4 protein-coding genes are annotated in these 4,569 nt (G+C 62.3%); 1 reads left to right on the top strand and 3 read right to left on the bottom strand.

What is annotated here, in order from left to right:
• Positions 1 to 496, bottom strand: a 496-nt coding sequence (locus tag AC1D1Z_RS34330) for a hypothetical protein (RefSeq protein WP_477853249.1), incomplete at its 3' end; no start/stop codon positions are given.
• Between the two features lie 474 nt (positions 497 to 970).
• On the opposite strand from AC1D1Z_RS34330, the gene AC1D1Z_RS34325 reads away from it, so the two are divergent.
• Positions 971 to 1,321, top strand: a complete 351-nt coding sequence (locus AC1D1Z_RS34325) for a hypothetical protein (protein ID WP_245515910.1) — start codon at positions 971 to 973, stop codon at positions 1,319 to 1,321.
• Positions 1,322 to 1,420: 99 nt separating this feature from the next.
• Here AC1D1Z_RS34325 and AC1D1Z_RS34320 read toward each other — a convergent pair whose 3' ends face one another.
• Complete coding sequence (locus AC1D1Z_RS34320) at positions 1,421 to 2,605, bottom strand: GTP-binding protein (RefSeq protein WP_131647702.1); 1,185 nt, start codon at positions 2,603 to 2,605, stop codon at positions 1,421 to 1,423.
• Positions 2,606 to 2,707: 102 nt separating this feature from the next.
• A partial coding sequence (locus AC1D1Z_RS34315) for a DUF4082 domain-containing protein (RefSeq protein WP_477853246.1) occupies positions 2,708 to 4,569 on the bottom strand: 1,862 nt, incomplete at its 5' end.

Genomic DNA, 4,569 nt, shown 5'->3' with positions numbered 1-4,569 from the left:
TGGTAGCGCCTCCCGTGCCGGCATCGCTGGTAACACCCGTCAGCACGGGCGCGGCAGGCAGCGTCGCAGCCTCCTCGTACGGGTCCGGGCCGAGCACGGTGCGCTCGGATGACGTAGTCGTCGTCTGCAACACCGTCGCAACCGACGCCGTCTTGGCGGACGTGTCCTGTGCGCTGCCGTCGCCTGCAGGCGCAGGCATCGCCGTTGGTGGAATCGAGGCCGTCTGCACGCCGCCTGCTGAGATCAACGCGGCGGGCAGCATGATATTGCCTGTGTAGGAGGACGCGAGGGCGGCGCCGTCGAGATTGGCGAAGCTGCCCTTACTGGCAAAGCTTTGGGAACCATCGGTACTCGTGGAAGATACAACCGTCGCGGTTCCCAGCACTGCGCTCCACGCTGAGGGTGCACGACAGATACTCAACGCTCCACCAAATGTACTCAAATACTCACGATTACTGACATGAATTCTCCGCATCAGCGGCGTCCCCTCCCGCATCGGCCGGCCCTTCGACCGCTATAGCAAGGCGTGTATTCTGGCACCTTTGCTAAGGGAATGTACGACAGCAATCTGGGGTATGAGGGAGGTATCCCCTACGCCGATATGATGATCCTCAACGTAGGCCGGCCGACAAAGTCCCAGAGCTGCCGGCGGCTACTGGTAGAGCCTTTCCGGGCTAGAGCTGCCCGGCCCACCGGTCGCACCGTTTCGCGTTGGCGAAGCTCTGCGTCTCCTCTCAATCGACCTTGACAAGCACGTCCAAGTCGAGACGCTATTGGGCTCGCAACGTCGTAGAAAAACGAGGATAGGATGAGGTTCAGCAGACCGGCAGTCGCAGGCGTGATTGGCGTGACAGCGTGTGTGTTTGGCGCGTGCCTTGCGGCATCGCCTGCGCTCACACAGGAAGTCGAGCCGCCCGCTCCATGGGTTAAGCTCACCGGTTCGCATGCGGGAGCGGTCGGAACATGCTCAATGATTGATGCGAGCGACATCGAGGCTTGTTACATGGTCCGGTGCGACGCCAAGAACGGTCTCATCTTCGAGATTGGCGATGCCACTGTTGGTGGGAACGGTCTGCGATTGGCGCGCTTCGAGATTGGGAGGTACAAAGAGACGATCCGCCTCGACGGGAACAGTCCCGATCGGCGAACGATTGTTCTCTCAGAGCATCCGAAGCTGCTTTCCGCCCTCACATCCGGCGCTGATTTCGCCACTATGTTCGCCATCAAGGCCGGTGTGATAGATTCCAGCACCGGCTTTGAACTTACGGGGGCGCGAGACCAGATATCTCGCCTGGCAAATGGYTGCCGAACCAAGCCGTGACAATGGGCAAGGGTCCTGTCCTAGGTAGCTGACGCTGGTTGAAAAAATTCCGGGCCGGATCGGCTGCTCGAGCCGGTTACATCGTCCTGCGCCGCCGTGCTACCAGGCCGGAAACGGATCTTCGAGGGTCGCCCAGTCGCGCGGATCGGCGCTGGCGAGGCATCCGTCCAGTGCGGTCCGCACACCTGTCTCGTCCATATCAACACCGATGAACACGAGCTCCTGCCGACGGTCGCCCCAAGCGCTGTCCCACCGGCTCTCGAGATGCTGACGAAACTGCTGATTGCTCGGCCAGTCCTGCCGGGGCACAGCTGCCCACCAGAGCCCCATGGGCTCGCAGCGCCGTTGGATGCCGGCAGCCGACATCAGGCCCACATGACGCGGGCGCGTGGCAAGCCAGAAATGGCCTTTGGCACGCATCACCCCCGGCCAGGGTTCGTCCAGGAAGGCTCGAAACCGCATCGGGTCGAAGGGACGCCGCGTGCGATAGACAAAGCTCGATACCCCGTATTCTTCCGTCTCYGGGACATGGTCGCCCGGGTTGTACAGTTCCTTGTGCCACAACGGATGGGCGGCGGCCTTTGCTTCATCGAAGAGGCCCGTATTGAGAACAGTTGCCAGAGAAACCTCGCCGAAATCCGTCTCCACCTGGCGCGCATCCGGGTTGAGCGCGGTAACTATCTTGCGGACTTCCGCACGGATCTCTTCGCTCGCCTCCGAGATCTTGTTGATCACGACAATATCGGCAAACTCGATCTGATCCACCAGCAGGTCGATGAGTGTGCGCCGGTCCTCACCGTCGCGCTGCAGGCCGCGGTCGGCAAGCAGATCGGCACTGCTGTAGTCAGCTAACAGGTTTGCGGCATCGACCACGGTGACCATTGTGTCGAGGCTGGCAAAATCGGCGAGCGAGACGCCGTTCTCGTCGCGGAAGGAAAAGGTTGCCGCGATCGGGCATGGCTCGGCAATGCCGGTGCCTTCGATCAACAGATAGTCGTATCGCCGCTCCTCTGCCAGTCGTCGTACTTCCGTCAGGAGGTCATTGCGCAGGGTACAGCATATGCAGCCATTGCTGAGCTCGATCAATGTCTCCGTCGTATGCGACAGGTTGCAGCCGCCGTCTCGAATGAGACTGGCGTCTATGTTCACTTCACTCATATCGTTGACAATGACAGCGACCCGCAGGCCCTGACGGTTATTCAGGACGTGGCTGAGAAGCGTCGTCTTGCCGGCGCCGAGGAAGCCGGCCAGCACGGTTACCGGGAGCCGCTCGATCCTGTTCATCGGCATTCCTTGAATGTGGGCGGTCGGAGCGTCCCTCGCCGCGACCAGCATTTGCGTCTTATGAGCCTCATTCGAAACTGGTCCGTAACCTTGTCCTTTGCTTCACCCGACGAGCTGCGGCCGGAAGACAACGTCGGCATAGTAATTCGCTGAATCGAAGGAGTTGGTCGGGAAGAGACCGGTGGTGGCGGATCCGCCATACGCATAGACGCCGTTGCCGCCGGCGACGGCACTTGATTGGGCCGTCAACGGACCGTTGGTGACGGCATTAGCGAAGAAGCCATCAGTTGCCACGTAAGCGCCGGTCGTGTGATAGGAGGCGACATAGTTGGTATTGGCGGCAATCGTGACCGGGGTTGTGAAGTTCACCGTCTGCCAGCCGCTCGCTGTGGTGTTGGCGAAGGTGGCGGTGRCGAGCTTGGTGCCGGTCGTGGTCCACAGGTCGACGACGTTCTGGCCGTTGTCGTTGGCGCTGCGGTAGAACCTGATGCCGGTGACATCACCGGTAACGTTCGACTGGAACTTGACGCCGAGCTCGAGCTGCTGACCATCGTTGAGGTTGGTCTGGGTCGGCGTGCTGGAGGCGTTGAACAGGCTGTAGGTCGTTGGCGCCGCCGATGCGGCGATGTTGAACGTCTCGTTGGCAGCAAGGCCGCCGAGGTCTGTCGCCGTCACCCTGACGCCGTAGGTGCCTGCTGTCGTCGGCGTGCCGCTGAAGGTCCGCGTCGAGGCGTTGAAGGCGAGCCAGGCGGGCAGCGCCGTGCCGTCGGCAGCGGTTGCCGAGTAGGTCAGCGTCTCGGTGCTGTCGACATCGGTGAAGGTCGTCGTCGGCAGTACGAAGGAGAAGGCAGAGCCGACGGTGGCGTTCTGGGCAGCCGTCTGGACGGCCAGCACCGGCGCATCGTTGGCACCATGGATGGTGATGGTCAGGTTTGCCGTGGCGGTGGCACCGCCAGTGTCCCGCATCGTATAGCTGAAGACATCGCTCAGTGTGTTGGTCGACTGCCGCAACGCCTGGACGGCCGCATTGGTCTCGTTGACGGCATAGGAATAGACGCCCGATGCATTGAGCACGAGACTGCCATAGGTGCCGTTCAGCGCCGTGCCGAGCGTGCCTGATGTCGCACCAAAGACGACTGCGGTGACCGTTTTGGTGTCACCGGCATTCGCATCGGTGTCGTTGGTCAGCACGTTGCCGCTGGCAACCACGCCACCCGAACCATTGGCGACCCCGCCCTTCTCGGTCGCATCACCCGCATCGGCAACTGCCGTCGGCGGCGTATTGCCAGGCGTCGACACGGCGATGTTGAAGGTCTCATTGGCGGCAAGGCCGCCAAGGTCTGTCGCCGTCACCCTGACACCGTAGGTGCCTGCTGTCGTCGGCGTGCCGGAGAAGGTCCGTGTCGAGGCGTTGAAGGCGAGCCAGGCGGGCAGCGCCGTGCCGTCGGCAGCGGTTGCCGAGTAGGCCAGCGTCTCAGTGCTGTCGACATCGGTGAAGGTCGTCGTCGGAACGGCGAAAGAGAAGGCAGAGCCGACGGTGGCGTTCTGGGCAGCCGTCTGGACGGCCAGCACCGGCGCATCGTTGGCGCCATGGATGGTGATGGTAAGACTTGCCGTGGCCGTGGCGCCGGCGGCATCGCGCATGGTGTAGCTGAAGACATCGCTCAGCGTGTTGGTCGACTGCCGCAACGCCTGGACGGCCGCATTGGTCTCGTTGACGGCATAGGAATAGACGCCCGATGCACTGAGCACGAGACTGCCATAGGTGCCGTTCAGCGCCGTGCCGAGCGTGCCTGATGTCGCACCAAAGACGACTGCGGTGACCGTCTTGGTGTCACCGGCATCCGCATCTGTGTCGTTGGTCAGCACGTTGCCGCTCGCAACCACGCCACCCGAACCATTGGCGACTCCGCCCTTCTCCGTCGCATCACCCGCATCGGCAACTGCCGTCGGCGTCGTGTTCG

It is taken from the genome of Rhizobium sp. P1_E1 (assembly GCF_056406015.1).
Note: the sequence above shows the minus strand (reverse complement) of the source record. Positions and strands in the feature narration are given on the sequence as shown.